Source organism: Streptomyces sp. NPDC053431 (assembly GCF_044544925.1).
Classification (GTDB): domain Bacteria; phylum Actinomycetota; class Actinomycetes; order Streptomycetales; family Streptomycetaceae; genus Streptomyces.
On the sequence record NZ_JBITXX010000007.1, the window covers coordinates 86,010 to 101,034 of the forward strand.

General features: G+C 75.0%; 9 protein-coding genes. 2 read left to right on the top strand and 7 right to left on the bottom strand.

Annotated features, from left to right (window positions below; translation table 11 throughout):
• Positions 1 to 124 precede the first annotated feature (124 nt).
• Entirely contained in the window at positions 125 to 3,466 is a 3,342-nt protein-coding gene (locus ACIGXE_RS18720; protein ID WP_399748669.1) for an ATP-dependent helicase, read from the bottom strand.
• 204 nt (positions 3,467 to 3,670) lie between these two features.
• A complete protein-coding gene (locus ACIGXE_RS18725; RefSeq protein ID WP_399748671.1) occupies positions 3,671 to 4,012 on the bottom strand; it encodes an MGMT family protein in 342 nt (113 codons plus the stop codon).
• Positions 4,013 to 4,192: 180 nt separating this feature from the next.
• Here ACIGXE_RS18725 and ACIGXE_RS18730 point away from each other — a divergent pair, with 180 nt between their 5' ends.
• On the top strand, positions 4,193 to 6,814 hold the full coding sequence (locus tag ACIGXE_RS18730) for a lysylphosphatidylglycerol synthase domain-containing protein (protein WP_399748672.1): 2,622 nt from the start codon (positions 4,193 to 4,195) through the stop codon (positions 6,812 to 6,814).
• Between the two features lie 197 nt (positions 6,815 to 7,011).
• Positions 7,012 to 8,583 (top strand): alpha/beta hydrolase, encoded by a 1,572-nt coding sequence (locus ACIGXE_RS18735; protein WP_399748674.1) that lies wholly within the window; start codon positions 7,012 to 7,014, stop codon positions 8,581 to 8,583.
• Positions 8,584 to 8,660: 77 nt separating this feature from the next.
• Here the strand turns inward: ACIGXE_RS18735 and moeZ are convergent, their stop codons facing one another.
• The 5 genes from moeZ to ACIGXE_RS18760 all read right to left on the bottom strand — a co-directional run bounded on the left by moeZ (position 8,661) and on the right by ACIGXE_RS18760 (position 14,827).
• The gene (gene moeZ, locus ACIGXE_RS18740) at positions 8,661 to 9,839 is read right to left on the bottom strand and encodes an adenylyltransferase/sulfurtransferase MoeZ (protein WP_399748676.1); all 1,179 of its coding nucleotides are present in this window, start codon (positions 9,837 to 9,839) and stop codon (positions 8,661 to 8,663) included.
• A gap of 63 nt (positions 9,840 to 9,902) precedes the next feature.
• Positions 9,903 to 10,640 carry a spherulation-specific family 4 protein gene (locus ACIGXE_RS18745; RefSeq protein ID WP_399748678.1) on the bottom strand — a complete coding sequence of 246 codons (738 nt, stop codon included), beginning with the start codon at positions 10,638 to 10,640 and terminating at the stop codon, positions 9,903 to 9,905.
• Entirely contained in the window at positions 10,628 to 11,590 is a 963-nt protein-coding gene (locus tag ACIGXE_RS18750; RefSeq protein WP_399748680.1) for an NAD-dependent epimerase/dehydratase family protein, read from the bottom strand. Before ACIGXE_RS18750 ends, ACIGXE_RS18745 begins: the two co-directional genes overlap by 13 nt.
• Before the next feature lie 125 nt (positions 11,591 to 11,715).
• Positions 11,716 to 13,128, bottom strand: a complete 1,413-nt coding sequence (locus tag ACIGXE_RS18755) for a hypothetical protein (protein WP_399748682.1) — start codon at positions 13,126 to 13,128, stop codon at positions 11,716 to 11,718.
• Positions 13,129 to 13,141: 13 nt separating this feature from the next.
• Entirely contained in the window at positions 13,142 to 14,827 is a 1,686-nt protein-coding gene (locus ACIGXE_RS18760; RefSeq protein ID WP_399748684.1) for a DUF3492 domain-containing protein, read from the bottom strand.
• Between the last annotated feature and the right edge of the window lie 198 nt (positions 14,828 to 15,025).

Genomic DNA, 15,025 nt, shown 5'->3' on the forward strand with positions numbered 1-15,025 from the left:
CCCGGGTTCCCTCGGCTCCCCCTGTTTCCCGGGTTCCCCCGGTTCCCCAGTTTTCTCCCGGTTTCTCCCGATTTCCTGGTTTCTCCAGGGTGCCGGAGTGGGCGGGCCGTCGCGACTTCGCGCCCTACTCCACGATGTGGCGGCCTTCCGGGAGGGCGCTGCACGAGGCGCGGAAGGTGCAGGTCGTGCAGTGCTGGCCGGTGGTGGGGGTGAAGCGCTCGTCGAGGACGCGGCCGGCGGCGGTGGCGAGGAGGTCGCCGATCCACTCGCCGTCGAGCGGCTGCTGCGCCTGGACCTTGGGCAGGGCGTCGCCGCCCTCCTTCTTGGGGGCGGCCTGGCGGAGGTGGACGAGTTCGGCGCCACCGGGTTCGGGGGTGCGGCCGCCGAAGACCTCGTCGACGGCACCCTCGCGGACGGCGAGCTGGTAGACGGCGAGCTGCGGGTGGTGGGCGACCTCGTCCTTCGTGGGGGCGGACTTGCCCGTCTTGAAGTCGACGACGTAGGCACGGCCCTGCTCGTCGGCCTCGACCCGGTCCATGGAGCCGCGGATGCGGACCTCGTACGCGCCGGCGCCCAGGGTCACGTCGAAGTCGTGCTCGGTGGCGGCGGCGGTGCGGCCGGCACGGTCCATGACGTGCCAGTGCAGGAAGCGCTCCAGGGCGACCCTGGCGTTCTCCTTCTCCTGCGCCGACTTCCAGGGGGCGTCGAAGGCGAGCGCGTCCCACACGGAGTCCAGGCGGGCCATGAGGACGTCGAGGTCCGCGGGGGTACGGCCGGAGGCGACCTCGTCGGCGAGGACGTGGACGACGTTGCCGAAGCCCTGGGCGGCGGTCGCGGGGGCGTCGGCCTTGACCTCCCGGCCCAGGAACCACTGGAGGGCGCAGGTGTTGGCGAGCTGGTCGAGGGCGGAGCCGGAGAGTGTGACGGGGTGGTCGCGGTCGCGCAGCGGTACGGCGCTGCGGGTCGGCTCGGCGAGGCCCCACCAGCGGTCCGGGTGGGCGGCGGGTACGAGCGGGTTGCCGTCCTCGTCGGCCAGGGCGGCGAGCCGGGCGAGCCTCTCGGCGGCGGCGGCGCGCAGCTCGGGCGAGGCCTCCGGGTCGACGGTGGTGGCGCGCAGCTCGGCGACGAGGGCGGCGACGGCGAGCGGGCGCCGCGGCCGCCCGGCGACGTCCTTGGGCTCCTGGCCGAGCTCGGTGAGGAAGCGGGAGGGCTGGTCGCCGTCCTCGGCGGGCGCCTTGACGGCGGTGACGACGAGCCGGTCGCGGGCGCGGGTGGCGGCGACGTAGAAGAGCCGGCGTTCCTCGGCGAGGAGGGCGCCGGGGGTGAGCGGTTCGGCGAGGCCGTCGCGGCCGATGCGGTCGGCCTCCAGGAGGGAGCCGCGGCGGCGCAGGTCGGGCCAGAGCCCCTCCTGCACGCCGGCGACGACGACGAGGCTCCATTCGAGGCCCTTGGAGCGGTGGGCGGTCATGAGGCGGACGGCGTCGGGGCGGGTGTGCCGGCGGGTGAGGGTGTCGGCGGCGATGTCCTGGGCGTCGAGCTCTTCGAGGAAGTTGAGCGCGCCGCGGCCGCCGACCCGGTCCTCGGCCCGGGCGGCGGTCTCGAACAGGGCGCACACGGCGTCGAGGTCACGGTCGGCGTTGCGGCCGGCGGGGCCGCCGCGCAGGGCGGCGCGCTCCAGGCGGCCCGGCCAGGGCGTGCCGTTCCAGAGCAGCCACAGGGCCTCTTCGGCGGTGCCGCCCGCGGCCAGCCGGTTCCGCGCGGAGCGCAGCAGCTCGCCGAGCCGCCTGGCGCCCCGGGCGTACGACTGGTCGTGCGCGACGAGCCGCTCGGGCTCGGCGAGCGCCCGGGCGAGCAGCACGTCCGAGGGCGGCGGCACCTTGTTCCCGCCGGCCCGCTCCTCGTCGCGCAGCGCGCGCCCGAGCCGGCGGAGGTCGGCGGGGTCCATCCCGGCGAGCGGCGAGGCGAGCAGGGCGACGGCGGTCTCGACGTCGAGCCACGGGGAGCCGCCGTCGTCGTGGGCGCCCGGGTCGTCGACCTCCGCGCCCTCGGGCTCCGCGCCCTCCGCCTCCGCTCCCCCGCGCGCGTCCGCGTCCGTCTCCACGTCCGCCACCGCGCCCCCGTCCACCGCGACGCCCCCCGCCGCCGCCCGCAGGGCGAGCAGCAGGGGGGCCACGGCCGGTTCGTGGCGGAGCGGGGTGTCGGCGGCGTCGGTCTCCACGGGGACGCCGGCGGAGGTGAGGGCGCGGCGGAGGGCCGGGAGGTGGGCGGCGGCGCGGGTGAGGACGGCCATCTCGTGCCAGGGGACGCCGTCCTCCAGGTGGGCGCGGCGGAGGAGGTCGGCGATGTTGTCGGTCTCGGTGGAGGGCGTGGGGTACGTGTAGACCTCCGCCCGGCCCCCGCCGCGTACCGGTGCGAGCTCGCGGTGCGCCCGTACCTTGTCGGCGGGCAGGCGGGGCAGCGGCATCCGCTGGGTCACCAGCCGGGTGGCGGCGAGCAGCGCCGCGCCGGAGCGGCGCGAGGTGCCGAGGACGCGTACGGCGCCGCCGAAGGTGTCCGGGAAGTCGAGGATGCCGTTCACGTCGGCGCCGCGGAAGGCGTAGATCGACTGGTCGGGGTCGCCGAAGGCGACCACCGCGGGGGCGGTCAGGCCGCGCAGGAGCCGCACCTGGGCGGGGTCGGTGTCCTGGTACTCGTCCACGAAGATCGCGTCGTACGCCGGGAGCGTGCCCGGCGCGGCGGACTCCACCAGCAGCACCGCCCGGTGGACGAGCTCGGTGTAGTCGAGGACGCCCTGGAGGTCCATGACGTCGAGGTACTCGGCGAGGAAGCCGGCCGCCGCCCGCCAGTCGGGGCGGCCGACCCGGCGGGCGAAGTCGTCGAGGGCGCGCGGACCGAGGCCCAGTTCCCGGGAGCGCGCGATCACCGCGCGCACCTCGTCGGCGAAGCCGCGGGTGGTGAGGCAGGCGCGCAGCTCGTCGGGCCAGCGGAGCCGGCCGAGGCCGAGCTTCTCCAGGTCGATGTGGCCGGCCAGGAGTTCGCGTACGGCCAGGTCCTGCTCGGGTCCGGACAGCAGCCGGAGGGGTTCGGCGAACAGGTCGGCGTCCTGGTGGGCGCGGACGAGGGCGTAGCAGTACGAGTGGAAGGTCGTGGCCTGCGGGGGCCGGCGCCCGCCGAGCCGGGCCGCCATCCGGTCGCGGAGTTCCACGGCGGCCTTGCGGCTGAAGGTGAGGACGAGGATCCGTTCGGGGTCGGCGCCCTGCTCCACGCGGGCCGCGACCGCCTCCACCAGCGTCGTCGTCTTCCCGGTGCCGGGTCCGGCGAGGACCAGAAGCGGTCCTTCCGCGTGCTCAACCACCGCCCGCTGGGCTGCGTCCAGCACAGGGGGCCGCACCGGCGCCGGGACGGCCCGCACCAGCCGGTACGCGCCGGGGCCCCGCGTGTGCCGAAGGGTGGAGGAGGAAGTCACGTGGGTCGCCGGTCCTGCTGGTGGGTGTGCGGGGTGGACGGGCCCGCTCGGGCCGCTCGCGCCGCAGGGGACGCGCGCGCCGCTCGGGCCGCCCGCGCCGCTCGGGGTGCTCCGGAGAGCGACGCGGGCTTCGACGTTACGCGATCCCGCCCGCGTCCCTCACGTGTCGCGCCGTCAGGCGCGGCACGGGTGCCCGTGGCGCCCTCACCCGTCCGTGCCGTCCCACCGGGCGCGCTGCATGTCCAGCTTGACCGGGCCGCCCCTGGGCTCGCGCAGCGGTGTGCTCTCCGCCCGGTAGTGGCCGAGCGCCCGCCGCTCGTGGCCGGGCAGCAGCGCGCCGTCCGCGCGCACCACGCGCCACCAGGGAACCGAGCCGCCGTACAGCGCCATGACCCGGCCCACCTGACGGGGTCCCCCCTCGCCGAGCCATTCGGCGACGTCGCCGTAGGTCATCACCCGCCCGGGCGGGATCTCCTCGGCGACCTGAAGGACCCGTTCCGCGTACTCGGGCAGCTCGGGCAGCTCCTGGTTCTCCATTCGGCCCATCCTGCCGCACCGCACCGACAACCCCCTGATGCCTCCGTACGGCCCCGTCTCGTGCCACCATCGTCCGGGCGGTGACTGGTGATACGAGATCAAGAACACGAGACGACGACGGCAACGACGGCAACGACGGCCCCGGTGGTGACGCCGGCGACGACGACGGAACGGCATGCAGAGACGGACATGGTGATGGCGCAGGACAGCCCGCCCGAGCGCACGCCCGAGCGCGTATCCGGCGACGAGCCGCTGCTCGCCGCCCGCGTGCACCGGCCGTCCGACCTGATGCGGCTGCTCATCGGCGTCCTGGCCATCGCCCTCGTCCTCGCCATCGCCGCCTTCGCCCACGGCACGACCTCCGGCCTGGAACAGGACATCAACAAGGGGGCCGGTGGCGCCCCCGACGTCTTCGTCAAGATCGCGGGCCTGGTGTCGTCCATCGCCGTCCTGCTGGTCCCGGTGGCGTTCGCCATCGAGCGGCTCGTGAAACGGGACGGGCTGCGGATCGCCGACGGCGTGCTCGCGGCCGTCCTCGCGCACGGCGTGACGCTCGCCACGGATCTGTGGGTGGCGAAGGCGGCGCCCGGCACCATCCAGGACGCGCTGACCCAGCCGCAGTCCGGCGGCGGGCTCACCGACCCCGTGCACAACTACCTGGCACCGGTCATCGCGTACATGACCGCCGTCGGCATGGCTCGCAGGCCGCGCTGGCGCGTGGTGCTGTGGGTGGTGCTGCTGCTCGACGCGTTCACGATGCTCGTGGCCGGGTACACCACCGCCTTCTCGATCATCCTCACCGTGCTGATCGGCTGGACCGTGGCGTACGGCACGCTGTACGCGGTCGGCTCGCCCAATGTGCGCCCCACCGGGCAGACGCTGCTCGCGGGCCTGCGCCGGGTCGGGTTCCGGCCGGTGACGGCGCTGCGCGCCGAGGGCGTGCCGGACTCGGCGGACACCGGGGACCGGGGCCGGCGCTACATCGTGACCCTGGAGGACGGGCCGCCGCTCGACGTGACGGTCGTCGACCGCGAACAGCAGGCGCACGGCTTCTTCTACCGGGTGTGGCGGCGCATCACCCTGCGCGCGATCACCACCCGGCGCTCGATCGTCTCCCTGCGCCAGGCCCTGGAGCAGGAGGCGCTGCTCGCGTACGCGGCGATCGCGGCGGGCGCGAACGCGCCCAAGCTGATCGCGACCTCGGAGCTCGGCCCGGACGCGGTGATGCTGGTCTACGAGCACCTGGGCGGCCGGACCCTGGACTCGCTGGACGACCAGGAGATCACCGACGACCTGGTGCGCAGCGCCTGGCGCCAGGTGAAGGCGCTGCAGTCACGCCGGATCGCGCACCGGAGGCTCGCGGGGGACGCGATTCTGGTGGATCGTTCCGGCAAGGTGATCCTGACGGATCTGCGCGGCGGCGAGATCGCCGCGGGCGATCTGATCCTGCGGATGGACATCGCCCAGCTGCTCACCACCCTCGGCCTGCGGGTGGGTGCCGAACGGGCGGTGCGGGCGGCCGTGGAGGTGCTCGGGCCGGACGCGATCGCCGACTGTCTGCCGCTGCTCCAGCCGATCGCGCTCAGCCGGTCGACCCGCGCGGAGCTGCGCCGGCTCGCCCGCGAGCGCTCGAAGCGGGAGCGCGAGGCGGTCCTCGCGGCCTCTGAGGCGGCCAAGCAGGCCCGTGCGGAGGCGCGGGCGCAGAGCAACCTGACGGCCGACCGCAAGGCCGCCCGGGCGGAGAAGCTGGCGGACAAGCGGGCCGAGAAGCGGGCGCTCGACGAGGCCCTGGACGAGGCCCGCGAGGAGGACCTGCTCGCGCAGATCCGCCAGCAGGTGCTGAGGATCCGGCCGCAGGCGCCGGTGGAACCGGTCCGCCTGGAGCGGATCAAGCCCCGGACGCTCGTCAGTCTCCTCGCGGGCGCCGTCGCCGCGTACTTCCTGCTCTCGCAGATCGCCCGCACCCCCCTGTCGACGGTCAGCGAGGCCGACTGGCGCTGGGTGTCGGCGGCCGTGCTGTTCTCGGCGCTCAGCTATGTGGCGGCGGCGATGAGCCTGCTCGGCTTCGTGCCCGAGCGGGTCGGCTTCTGGCGGACGGTGGTGGCTCAGGTCGCCGGGTCGTTCGTGAAGATCGTCGCCCCGGCGGCGGTCGGCGGCGTCGCCCTGAACACCCGGTTCCTGCAGCGCGCGGGGGTACGGCCGGGGCTCGCGGTCGCGAGCGTCGGCGCCTCGCAGCTCTTCGGGCTCGGGGCGCACATCCTGCTCCTGCTGTCCTTCGGCTATCTGACCGGCACGGAGAAGTCGCAGTCGTTCACCCCGTCGAGGACGGTGATCGCCGGTCTGCTGACGGTCGCGGTGCTGGTCCTCGTCGTGACGGCGATCCCCTTCATGCGGAAGTTCGTGTCCACCCGGCTGCGCTCGCTGTTCGCGGGCGTGGTGCCGCGCATGCTGGACGTGCTGCAGCGGCCGGTGAAACTGGTCACCGGCATCGGCGGCATGCTGCTGCTCACCGGCGCGTTCGTGCTCTGCCTGGACGCCTCCATCCGCGCCTTCGGGCACGGTCACCAGACGATCAGCTACGCGAGCGTGGCCGTCGTCTTCCTCGCGGGCAACGCGCTCGGCTCGGCGGCGCCGACGCCGGGCGGTGTCGGCGCGGTCGAGGGCGCGCTCACCCTCGGTCTGGTGGCGGTGGGCCTGCCGATCGAGGTCGCCACTCCGGCGGTGCTCCTCTACCGGCTCCTGACGCTGTGGCTGCCGGTCCTGCCGGGCTGGATCTGCTTCAACTGGCTGACGAAGCGGGAAGCCCTGTAGCGGGAAGCGCGGGAGCGGGCCGCACGGGAACGGGCCGCACGGGAACGGGCCGCACGGGAACGGGCCGCACGGGAGCGGGCCGCACGGACGCGGGACCGCCCCGGCGGGGTGGAAGGCCCGGCCCGGGCCACCGGTGTGCGCCACCCGCATGGCCCACCGCCCGCGCGGGGGTCCGGCGGGCGGCACACGATGGGGTCATGCAGATCTCCGCAGCTCAGCGAGCCGCCCTGCTCACCGCGACCACTCTGCTCCTCACCGCCGGGTGCTCGGACGGCGGGGACAAGAAGGCGGCTCCCGAGGCGAGCGGGCCCGTCGGACTCGACGCGCTCGCGGCGCAGAAGCTGGAATGGGCGCCGTGCCTGCCGCCGTCCCCGGCGGAGGGCGGTGGTCCCGCCCCGTCGCCGCTGCCCGGCGGGACCCCCTGGGAGTGCACGTTCATGAAGGCGCCGCTCGACTACGCCAAGCCCGAGGGCGACACCGTGGAGCTGGCCCTCATCCGCGCCAAGGCCCGCGACAGGAGCCGGCGGATCGGCTCGCTGCTCTTCAACTTCGGCGGCCCCGGCGGCTCCGGCATCACCGGCCTGCCCGGCTTCGCGAGCGACTTCGAGGGCCTGCGCTCCCGCTACGACCTGGTCTCCTTCGACCCGCGCGGCGTCGGCCGCAGCGAGCCCGTCGAGTGCGCCACCGACAAGGAGCTCGACGCCTACTACGCCCTGGACTTCACGCCGGACGACTCCGCCGAGGAGAAGAGGCTCGCCGAGGCCCAGAGGAAGTACACGACGGGCTGCGAGGAGCACTCGGGCCCCCGGCTGCCGTACGTGGGGACGGAGAACGCCGCCCGCGACATGGACCTGATGCGCCGGGTCCTCGGCGACGACAAGCTGCACTACTTCGGCATCTCGTACGGCACCGAGCTCGGCGGCGTCTACGCGCACCTCTTCCCGAAGACCGTCGGCCGTGCCGTCTTCGACGCGGTCGTGGACCCGGCGGCGGGCGTCGAGGCGGGCGCCCTCGGCCAGGCGAGGGGCTTCCAGCTGGCGCTGGACAACTTCGCGAAGGACTGCGTGGACCGCGGTGACGAGTGCGTGCTGCCGGGCTCGTCGGTCGGCGAGGTCGAGGGGTTCATCACCGGCCTCCTCGCGGAGCTCGACAAGAAGCCCATCCCCGGCATCGGCGACCGCATGCTCACCCAGACCCAGGCCACCAACGGCATCGCGCAGGCCCTGTACTCGAAGGAGTTCTGGCCCTATCTGGAACAGGGCCTGGACGAGGCCGACGGCGGCAACGGGGCCCTGCTGCTCGCCCTGTCGGACTCCATGAACGGGCGCGGCCAGGACGGGAGTTACAGCAACATCCAGTCCGCCAACGCCGCCATCAACTGCGTGGACTTCAAGGAGCGCTTCACCCTCGGCCAGGCCAAGGAACGGCTGCCCGAGTTCCGGAAGGCGTCCCCCGTCTTCGGCGACTTCATGGGCTGGGCCCTCGCGAGCTGCGCCCCCTGGCCGGTCCCGGGCACCTGGGACCACCCCGACGTCTCGGCCGCCGGCTCCGCCCCGATCCTGGTGATCGGCAACACCGGCGACCCGGCCACCCCGTACGAGGGCGCCCGCTCGATGGTCGAGGCCCTCGGCCCGGGCGTCGGCGTGGAGCTCACGTACAAGGGCCAGGGCCACGGCGCCTACAGCAGCGGCAGCCGGTGCGTGAAGACGGCGACCGACGCCTATCTCCTGGACGGCAAGGTGCCGGCCTCGGGCACCGTCTGCCAGTGACGGACCGGGGCCCGGCGCCGTCCGTCGGATCGACGGACGACACCGGGCCCCTGTGCGCTACGGGACGGCGCGGGTGATCAGTAGATCGGCTTCTCGGGCTCGATCTGGTTGACCCAGCCGATCACGCCGCCGCCGACGTGGACCGCGTCCGCGAAGCCCGCGGACTTGAGGACGGCGAGGACTTCCGCACTGCGGACACCCGTCTTGCAGTGCAGGACGATGCGCCGGTCCTGCGGGAGGTCCTGGAGGGCGTTGCCCATCAGGAACTCGTTCTTCGGGATCAGGCGGGCGCCGGGGATCGAGACGATCTCGTACTCGTTCGGCTCGCGGACGTCGATGATGTCGATGTTCTCGCCGTCGTCGATCCACTCCTTGAGCTGCTTCGGAGTGATCGTGGAGCCGAGCGCCGCCTCCTGGGCCTCCTCGGACACGACGCCGCAGAAGGCCTCGTAGTCGATGAGCTCGGTGACGGTCGGGTTCTCGCCGCAGACCGCGCAGTTGGGGTCCTTGCGGACCTTGACCTGGCGGTACTGCATCTCCAGGGCGTCGTAGATCATCAGGCGGCCGACCAGCGGGTCGCCCACGCCGGCGAGGACCTTGATCGCCTCGGTGACCTGGATGGAGCCGATGGACGCGCACAGCACGCCCAGGACGCCGCCCTCGGCGCAGGACGGGACCATGCCCGGCGGCGGGGGCTCCGGGTAGAGGCAGCGGTAGCAGGGGCCGTACTCGGACCAGAAGACCGAGGCCTGGCCGTCGAAGCGGTAGATCGAACCCCACACGTACGGCTTGTTGAGCAGCACGCAGGCGTCGTTGACCAGGTAGCGGGTCGCGAAGTTGTCCGTGCCGTCGACGATCAGGTCGTACTGGCTGAAGATGTCCATCACGTTCTCGGCCTCGAGCCGCTCTTCGTGCAGGACCACGTTCACGTACGGGTTGATGCCGAGCACGCTGTCGCGCGCCGACGCGGCCTTGGAGCGGCCGATGTCGGACTGGCTGTGGATGATCTGACGCTGCAGGTTCGACTCGTCGACCTCGTCGAACTCCACGATGCCGAGCGTGCCGACGCCGGCCGCGGCCAGGTACATCAGGGCCGGCGAGCCGAGACCGCCGGCGCCCACACAGAGCACCTTGGCGTTCTTGAGCCGCTTCTGCCCGTCCATCCCGACGTCCGGGATGATCAGGTGGCGGGAGTACCTGCGGACCTCGTCTACGGTGAGCTCGGAAGCCGGCTCGACCAGGGGTGGCAGCGACACGGAGTCTCCGATGGTCGGTATGTCAGTACGGTTGTTCTCCGCACAACACTGCCACGGCCCTTCTCATTCCGAGACACCCCGTCCGATACGCGAGACAATTTCGTCCCAGTAGCCGGGCAGCGTGTGGAATTGGTCGCTTTGTCCGGGCCGGCCCCTGCGGTCGGTCATGAACACCGTGCCGGCCCCCTGCCAGCGGGCGATCCGCAGTGCTTCGTCCAGGTGTGTCCGGGGCACCCCGTGGACCAGGTGCACGAACTTCCCCGCCGGATGGTCGGCGGTCCACTCCGCCACCTGCGACCAGCGGTAGTCCGCCCACGCCCCGGAGAAGGTGACCAACTGGTCGGCGGTCTCCGCGTATCCCGGGTAGGGGTGGGTGCCGTGGCCCAGGACGAGATGGACCTTGTCCTCGCGGAGCGCCTCCAGGGTGGCGGCGATCCGCCGGACGCCCGGCAGGTCCGCCCGGTCGGCGGGGGCCCGGTCCAGGTAGAAGCCGCCGACCTTGTACCAGTCGAGGAAGCGCTGGGCGTCGGACACCAGCTCGCCGAAGGGGCGCGAGCCGTGCCGCAGGTCGAGGTGGCCGAGCACGCGGACACCCGCGTTGCGCAGCTTCCCGGCCGCGTCCAGGCAGTGCGGGTCGGGCCGGTCGCCCGGCCCCTCGGCGACGTTGAGCACGGCCCAGTGCACGGGGGTGCCGGGGCGGGTGAGTTCGGCCCATTCGACGGGCGCGAGCAGGGGGTGGGCGTAGCCGGGGACGCCCACCCCCATCTCGGTGACCGTCCCGGTGGCGGTCAGATGCGGCATGCCGCCTCCATCCAGATGTCCGCGAGGGACTCCTCCAGATTGATCCGGGGCCGCCATCCGAGCCGGTCCCGGGCGGTACGGACGTCGGCCTGCTGCCAGGGGCCGCAGCCGTCGGGGTACGGGTAGGGGGCGGCGGCCAGCTGCTCGGCGATGGTGGCCTCGGTGCGCGGGGCGCCGATCACCGGGCGCGGCGGCGGTCCGTCGAGCTCGTGCAGCTGGCCCGCGTAGCCGGCGACCCTGGCGAGGACGGCGGCGGCGTCGCGGAGCTTCACGGCCCGGCCGGTGCCGATGTTGACCACGCCCTGCGCGGCCGAGAGCGAGGCGGCGTGCACCGCCCGGGCCACGTCCCGGACGTCCACGAAGTCCCGCTGCACGCCGAGCCCGCTGAGCTTGAGCTCGCCGTCACCGGCCTGCATGGCGCGGCGCATCGCCTCGGCGAGCCGGCCGAGCGGCGAGCCGGCCGGGGTGCCGGGCCCGACCGGTGAGAAGACCCGCAGCACGACCGCGTCCAGGCCGGAGCCGAGGACGAGCTCGGTCGCGGCGAGCTTGGACACGCCGTACGGGCCGCCGGGCCGGGGCACGGCGTCCTCGGCGGTGGACGAGCCGGGCTGGCTCGGCCCGTACTCCGAGGCGCAGCCGACCTGGACCAGGCGGGCTCCGCAGCCGCTGCGGCGCAGCGCCTCGCACACGGTGGCGACGGCGACGGTGTTGTGCCGGGTCAGGTCGCGGGCGCCGCCCCGGGTGGCTCCGGCGCAGTTGACGACCACTCCGGGGTGGACCGCGTCGAGGAACCGGGTGAGCGCGCCGGGGCTGCCGGTCGCGAGGTCGAACCGTACGTCGGCGTCGTCGCCGCGGCCGAGGGCCGTGAGGTGCACCGCCGGGTCGGCGAGCAGCCGGTCGGCGACGAACCGGCCGATGAATCCGTTGGCTCCGAGCAGCAGCACCCTCATCGTGCGGCCCCTTCGTGCCGACCGGCCGTGGCGTGGGGTTGGGGGGTCATGTCTCTTTCGTCTCCTTCGGAGGGCTTACGTGGGAGGGGTGCGCCCGCGACGTCGGCTCCGCGGGTGCACCGGGGTCAGGCGTGGGCCGAGGCCCGGGAGAGCGCCGAGGTGGCGTGGACGAGCAGGGCGAGGGCCGCGCCGCCGCAGACGAGGGCGGGTACGGCCGCGGGGCCCCACCGGTCGACGACCGCGCGAGCCGGCGCGCCGAGGACGTCGCAGCCCGGGAGCCGGGCCGCGAGGACGCTCGCCAGGACGAGGGCCTCGCCCGCGCAGGCGGCGCCGAGGACGCCGGCGGCGCGCTCGGGGTAGCCGTGCGCGGCGAGCAGCCGGGCGAGCAGGAGCAGGGTGCCGAGGGCGAGCGCGCCGGGGTGGAACCCGGTGAGGACGAGCAGCCCGGCGAGGGCGGCGAGGTGCAGCGTGACGCCGCCGAGGAGCAGCGGGCGGACACCGGCCGCGAAGTCGTCCAGCGCACGGCTGGCGGCGAGTCTGCGGCGGGCGCGGACGGCGAAGAGCCGGGCGCACCAGGCGGCGGGGACGACGGAGAGGGCCAGCGCGAGCAGGGGCCCGGTGTCGACCCCCCAGACGCCGTCCGCCGCCCGGTCGAGCACGGTGACGACGGTGGGCCCGCCGTCCGGCCCGCCGCTGAGCAGCTGCTCCAGGAGCCCGTCCCCGGCCGCCGCGTACGCGAGGAGCCAGAGCGCGCACAGGGCGGCGGCGGGCGCGGTACGGCCGGAGGCCCGCAGCGGCCCGCGCCGCACGGCGCCGAGCAGCGCGCCCGCCAGCCCCAGTGCCCCGGCCGCGCCGATGACGAGGCGCGGGACCCCGGTGGTGAGCGCCAGTCCGACGCTGCCGGACGCGGCGACGGCCCCGGGCCCGCAGGCGGCGAGCGCCCAGCCCCGGACCGCGCCCCGGTCCCCCGCCGGCGCGGTCACGGCCCGCTCCGCGCCGCCCTCGCCGCGCGGCACGCGCGCGTACAGCTCCTCGGCGAGCGAGAACACGTCCCGGTGCCGGAACCGCGCGGCGGTCCGGTCGGTCACCCCGTGCGCCTCCAGGCCGGCGGCGATCTCCAGCGGGTCCACGGCCCGTTCGCAGAGCTCCCGGTGCCGGTGCATGAGCGCCTTGACGGGATCGGCGGGCCCCCGCCGGGCCCGCACGCCGGGCGTGGGCGCCGGCACGTCCTGCTGAATCGCTTCGGCAGGAACGCCGGGGGCGGCGGCTGGAACGAGGACGGACGCGGGCGCGGGGAGAGCCGGGGCGGTGGGGGCGACGGGGACGTCCGGCCCCTCGGCCGGGACCCCGCACGCGAGGGCGGCGAGGGCCGGGTCCGCGGGGCGGGCCGAGAGGTCCAGGCCCGCGGGGGCTGCCGAGAGGTCCAGGTCGGGGGTGGCGGGCTCGGCCGCGTCCGTCGTGAGGGCGGGCGCCTTGAGCAGGGCCTCCGAGCGGGAGTCCCAGGGGCCGGGGCTGGTGGGGGCGGCGGGTCCGCGCATGGCTGTGCCTCCTTCAGGCATCGGGGTCTCCCGTGCCGGCCGCGGCGGTGACCGGTTGGTCCGCCCAGCTGCCCGGCACATGGGCCTCGGCCGGGTGCGCGAAGGGCACGCCGCTGGTGGTGCGGCGGCGGACCGGCGAGTGGGAGAGAAGTTCGAGGTAGATGCCCCGGAACGCCGCGAGGTTCTGCTCGACGGTGAACAGCTCCAGCGCGCGGGCGCGGGCGGCGGCGCCGAGCCGGTGCCGCCGCTCGGGGTCGCGCAGGAGCGCCAGGCAGGCGTCGGCGAGCGCCTTGGGGTTGCGCGGGGGCACCACGAGCCCGGTGCCGCCGATGACCTCGACGACGGCGCCGACGTCGGTGGAGACGGTGGCCCGGGCGCAGAACATGGCTTCGACGAGGCCGACGGGGAAGCCCTCGACGACGCTGGAGAGGACGACGACGGCGCTGGCGGCGTAGGCGTCCTCCAGGGTGGGGGCCTCGGGACCGCCCAACTCCTCGAAGGAGACCGGGTTCTCGCCGACCGCGTGGGCGCCGGCCGCCTCGTCGGGGAAGAGCTGCTCGGCCAGGCCGCGGCAGTGCGCGAGGTAGGCGGCCGCGCCCGGCTCGCGCACCGGCGCGGCGACGATCCGCAGCCGGGCGTCGGGCTGCTGCCGCCGCACCTCGGCGAAGGAGTGCAGCAGGGCGACGAGGTCCTTGGCGGGTTCGACCCGGCCGATCCAGGAGAGGGTGGTCGGGTCGCCGCTCTCCTCGTCCTCGCCGACCTCGGCGAAGCGCTCGGCGTCCATGCCGGGGTAGACCGTGCGCAGCCGGGCCCGGGCGGCGCCGCACTTCTCCTGCCAGCGGCGGGCGTGCGCGTTGCCGGGGGTGAGGAGCGCGGCCTGCCGGTAGACCTCGCCGGCGAGCCGCCCGTGGAAGGCGGCGAGCAGGGCGCGGACGGGCGTGGCGAGCGCGGCGCCGGTGGCGGCGAGGTAGTGGGCGCGGAGCTGGACGCCGTACTCGGTGACGAGCAGCGGGGTGCCGAAGAAGCGTTTGGCCAGCAGGCCGGGGAGCGCCGCGGCCCCGGCGGAGGCGGCGTGGCAGAGGTCGACGAGCCCGAGGCCGCCGGCCCCGCCGGGCCCTTCCTCCTCCCCGTACCAGCCGAGGGAGAGCGGGCGCAGGGCGCGCTCCAGCTGGTCGGTGAAGGCGAGCTGGTCGGGGACGGTGGCGGCGGCCACGCTCCGGCGCGCACCGGGCGCGCGGCAGGCGGACTCCAGGACGCGGACGGCGCTCTCGGAGCGGAGCGCGGCGCTGAGTCCGCCGCGTTCGCGGGCGAGTTCGGCGAGACCGTAGAGCCCGGCGGCGAACCGCTCGGCGTGCGCCCCGGCGCCGCGGCCGGCGTCCCGGCCGACCGCCTCGGCCGTGGCGTCCGGCGCGGCGCACAGTCCGTCGGCCAGGTCCTTGAACGCGGCCTCGAAGCGGCGCCGTTCGCGGCGCCCGTAGCCGCGTCCGTCGTCCTCGACGGTCCACAGCGGCGCGGTGCGCACCGCGCGCACGTTGGGCGGGAGCGGCATCCGGCCGCCGGCCTCCTGGCGGGCGTCACGGCTCAGCGCGTACAGGTCGAACTCGTGCGGGGCGAGTCCGCGGACGAGCCGGTCGCACCAGAGTCCGGACTCGCCGGCGGCGAACGGATAGCCGCCCTCGGTGAGCAGTCCGATCCGCATGAGCACACCCCCGTTCTCCCGTGTCGGCGGTCACCGTTTCGGTCCGGTGACCCGCAGCGGGAAGAACGTAAGCGGACATGACGGTGGTGGGGGGGGGGGGGGGGGGGGGCCCCCCCCCCCCGGGGGGGGGGGCGAGACTGTGGCACCCCCGGCGCGGTCCGGGGGCGGAAGGGGCGACGCGACAACACAACCGCAGGC

Excerpts from the sequence above, each read along its gene's own strand:
- ACIGXE_RS18745 (WP_399748678.1), bottom strand. The coding sequence starts at position 10,640 with ATGCCGCATCTGACCGCCACCGGGACGGTCACCGAGATGGGGGTGGGC.
- ACIGXE_RS18760 (WP_399748684.1), bottom strand. The coding sequence starts at position 14,827 with ATGCGGATCGGACTGCTCACCGAGGGCGGCTATCCGTTCGCCGCCGGC.
- ACIGXE_RS18750 (WP_399748680.1), bottom strand. The coding sequence starts at position 11,590 with ATGAGGGTGCTGCTGCTCGGAGCCAACGGATTCATCGGCCGGTTCGTC.
- ACIGXE_RS18725 (WP_399748671.1), bottom strand. The coding sequence starts at position 4,012 with ATGGGCCGAATGGAGAACCAGGAGCTGCCCGAGCTGCCCGAGTACGCG.
- ACIGXE_RS18735 (WP_399748674.1), top strand. The coding sequence starts at position 7,012 with ATGCAGATCTCCGCAGCTCAGCGAGCCGCCCTGCTCACCGCGACCACT.
- ACIGXE_RS18730 (WP_399748672.1), top strand. The coding sequence starts at position 4,193 with ATGGTGATGGCGCAGGACAGCCCGCCCGAGCGCACGCCCGAGCGCGTA.
- ACIGXE_RS18755 (WP_399748682.1), bottom strand. The coding sequence starts at position 13,128 with ATGCGCGGACCCGCCGCCCCCACCAGCCCCGGCCCCTGGGACTCCCGC.